A 3,694-nucleotide genomic window follows, 5' to 3' on the forward strand; every position below is an offset into this window, starting at 1 on the left:
CTGCCGGGGTGCCTTGTCGGTGGTCGCGGTAAATCGGGTATGAACAGCTCTTCCATGTAGCGAAGGGAGGCTGAGTTGCCCGGCCGACACATCAACGACCATCAGATGAGGCTCTACATGAAGTACAGACTCAAGGAGGGGCCGCCCCAGGCGGCTGCGCGCGCTGGGTTCAGCGCCGCCACGGGCTATCGCATCGAAGAGGATCCGCGGTTGCCATCGCAGAAGAAGGCCCCGCGCGGGCGTCGCCGGGCCGATCCCCTGGCCGCGATCTTTGACACTGAGATCGTGCCACTGCTCCAGTCCGCTCCCAGCATCCGGCCGATAGCCGTACTGGACGAGATGCTTCGGCGCCATCCCGACCTCCCGGGCAACGTGCGCCGCACACTGGAGCGCCGTATTCGCGACTGGCGCGCACTCCATGGTGAGGAGCATGACGTCATGTTCCGTCAGGTACACCAGCCCGGTCAGCTAGGCTTGTCCGACTTCACCGAGATGGACAGCCTGGGCGTCACCGTGGCGGGCGTCACGCTGGACCACCGCCTCTATCACTTCCGGCTGGCCTGCTCGGGCTTTGAGCACGCTCACGTCATTCTCGGCGGCGAGAGCTATGTCGCGCTGGCCGAAGGGCTGCAGAACGCTATCTGGGCACTCGGGGGCGCGCCGCGCGAGCACCGCAGCGACAGCCTGTCGGCGGCGTTCCGCAATCTCGATGTCGACGCGCGCAAGGATCTGACCACGCGTTACGATGCGCTGTGCGCCCACTACGGCATGCAGCCCACACGCAACAACCGTGGCGTTGCCCACGAGAACGGCTCCATCGAGAGCCCTCATGGCCACCTCAAGAGCGCAGTGCGTGATGCGTTGCTTCTGCGCGGCAGTCACGACTTCGACGATCTCGGTTCCTATCGCCGCTTCATCGACGAGATCGTCGGTCGAATCAACGCGCGTAATGGCAAACGCATTGACGTCGAGCGGGCACTGCTTCAGCCGCTTCCGGTCCAGCGTACGTGCGACTACGAGGAAACACGCGTGTACGTCACGACCACCTGCGGTTTCGTCCTGCGCAAGGTGTTCTATACCGTCCCGTCACGGCTGATCGGCCATCACCTGCGCGTACGGCTGTACGACGACCGGCTGGAACTGTTCCTGGGCGGCACGGCCCTGATGACACTGCAGCGCGGCCGTGCGGGTCCCAATGGCAAGCACGGCCACGTCATCAACTACCGGCACGTCATCCACGCGCTGCGCCGCAAGCCCATGGCGCTGCTCAACCTGGTCTACCGCGATCAGGTCTTTCCGCGCGAGGCCTATCGCCTGAGCTTCGATCGCCTGCTCGAACAGCTCCCGGAGCGCCAGGCATGCAGGACCATGGTTGAACTGCTCAGCCTGGCCCACGAGCACAACTGCGAAGCCCAACTGGCCCAGGCGCTGCAGCAGTGCCTGGACGATGGACAGTTACCCGACCTGGACGCACTGTGTTCGCGTTTCGAAGCGAAGCGCGCGAACAGCATGCCGGAGGTGAACGTCCAGCTAGCACCGCTGAGCGACTACGAAGCCCTGCTTGACGACATGGCAACGGAGGTGACGGCATGAGTCTCGACATCGACGCCACCCGCCTGTCGCTGCTGCTCAACGATTTGCGGCTGCCCGCCATCAAGCAGATCTGGTCCAGCTTTGCCGAGCGCTCCGACACGGAAGGCTGGCCGGCAGCGCGCCTGCTGATGGCGCTGGCCGAACACGAGATCGCCGAGCGCGATCGACGCCGAGTCGAACGTCACCTCAGGGACGCCAAGCTCCTGCCGGGCAAGACACTGGAGAACTTCGATTTCGACGCGGTGCCAATGGTGTCGCGCGCGCACGTCTCGGCGCTTTGCGCTGGCGATGGCTGGTTGCGTAACGGCACCAACCTGATTCTTCTGGGGCCAAGCGGCGGGGGCAAATCGCACTTGTCGTCGGCCATCGGGCTGAGCCTGCTGGAGAAGGGCTGGAAGGTCCTCTTCGCTCGCACTACCGACCTCGTGCAACGGTTGCAGGTCGCGCGCCGCGAGCTCGCGCTGGAGTCCGCCATCAACCGGCTGGATCGCTTCGACCTGGTCATCCTGGACGATTTCGCATATGTCAGCAAGGATCAGGCAGAGACGTCGGTGCTGTTCGAGCTCATCAGCGCCAGGTATGAGCGCCGTTCCCTTTGCATAACAGCCAACCAGCCGTTTGGCGAATGGGACAAGGTTTTCCCCGACCGGGCCATGACGGTGGCCGCCGTCGACCGGCTGGTCCATCACTCGACCATCTTTGAGCTGAACGTCGAAAGCTACCGTCGCCGTACTGCCCTGCAGCGCAAGCAGCAGGGACCGGGACGCCCGGCCAGTAGAGCGACACCAAAGAACGTTGGCGTGCCACCGACACAGGAGGATCAGCACGGCATCGACCTCACCGAATGACCCGCTGTTATCATCCTGATTGACGCGCGGCTCGCAGGCAAAGCTAGCCGGCGTCAATCAACCCCGACATCACCTTCCACGCCACCACATTCTCATCCTGATTGTCGCGCAGCCAGAATACCTGCGGCGTCACCATTACACAGCAATCCTCAACGACTGGTGGCTTCAGCTTGATTGTCGCGCGACACCCACTCGCCCACGTCAATCAACGCCGCGCGTCAATCAATAAACGCTTGCCAGCGTCAATCAACATCGGCATCATCATTTCTGCCGCGACACTCTCAACTTGATTGTCGCGCGTCTCTCATCCAGATTGTCGCGCCACATCCTGTCTCGCATCAGGATCAGCTTTAGCCAGCTACTCGGCTGGGCTCGGGCAACAGCGTGCCCGTACAAAGGTGGTGGACTAACCGTGAGTGCGGTCGGTGTCTTTAAAACGTGCGTCTTCCAGGGGCCGTCTCATTGTCCAATGTCAGCCACACAGGCCCGGACCTTACGGTTACCGGGTTACCTAGCCGCAGCTAGGCGCGGAGTCCTTTTGTATCGGAGGAGACCAACCGAAGCGCGCCCCGCTGCCATTTATGGCCTGGGTAAAGGTAGCGCTCGTACCTGGGTTAATGTGCCCAACTCCCTGGGGGAGAGCAGGGGGAGCCGTCCGCTGAGCCTGTTCGCACGAGCGAATGGGGCAGCGGCCCGTCGCGGCGACGGTGAGGCCTCTTTATGCGGGGGGTGTGAACGCCGAGTTGGGACAAACTCTAAGGGTCTGGAATGTATCCCGTTTCCCCCTGGGAGCCGCATAAGGTAAGGTGTTGGCCTTACCTCAGTATCCCGAAGTGGTCCTTCGGCCTGATTTTAAAAAAAAACGCCGTGAGGCGTTTGGGTCCTTCAATTTCACAGAGGCCGGACGTTTCGCGATCCTCTTCGGGGGTGCCCGCTCGCGAGAGTTTGGGCTGCCGCAGTGGCGGCTTTGGTGTTCCTTGCGTCCGGAGGAAATGTCAACTCCGACTCGCTGGGCTTAAGTTAATCATATCGGGGGCTGGTTCGCAAGTACCGCGTTGACAAAAAAGCAGTCCTTGTTTCTCCACGCGGTGACTTTTCAACGGTCCGCCTGCGGCCAGCCCCCACGCTAGCAGGTTGCGGAAATACCCCTCGACGGGCAGCGGCCTTCCACGATTTACGCGCCCACTGCCGCTAAATCTTTCGCATTGTGCAATTTCAACGCGAATCAACCTTTTTAAAGCGCTGTGAGGCCG

Annotated in this window: 2 protein-coding genes; both read left to right on the plus strand. The window is 62.1% G+C overall.

Features of this window, described 5'->3' with window-relative positions:
* Positions 1 to 105 precede the first annotated feature (105 nt).
* On the plus strand, positions 106 to 1,593 hold the full coding sequence (istA, locus tag VSR34_RS37560) for an IS21 family transposase (RefSeq protein ID WP_342965133.1): 1,488 nt from the start codon (positions 106 to 108) through the stop codon (positions 1,591 to 1,593).
* Entirely contained in the window at positions 1,590 to 2,441 is an 852-nt protein-coding gene (gene istB, locus VSR34_RS37565) for an IS21-like element helper ATPase IstB (RefSeq protein WP_016347309.1), read from the plus strand. The genes istA and istB overlap by 4 nt, the downstream gene beginning before the upstream one ends.
* Positions 2,442 to 3,694: the final 1,253 nt, after the last annotated feature.

This window comes from Paraburkholderia sp. JHI2823, from assembly GCF_038900695.1.
In the GTDB taxonomy this organism is placed as follows: domain Bacteria; phylum Pseudomonadota; class Gammaproteobacteria; order Burkholderiales; family Burkholderiaceae; genus Paraburkholderia; species Paraburkholderia mimosarum.

What these genes read in the sequence shown, in the direction of transcription:
- istA (WP_342965133.1), top strand. Translation starts at nt 106, where the DNA reads ATGAGGCTCTACATGAAGTACAGACTCAAGGAGGGGCCGCCCCAGGCG.
- istB (WP_016347309.1), top strand. Translation starts at nt 1,590, where the DNA reads ATGAGTCTCGACATCGACGCCACCCGCCTGTCGCTGCTGCTCAACGAT.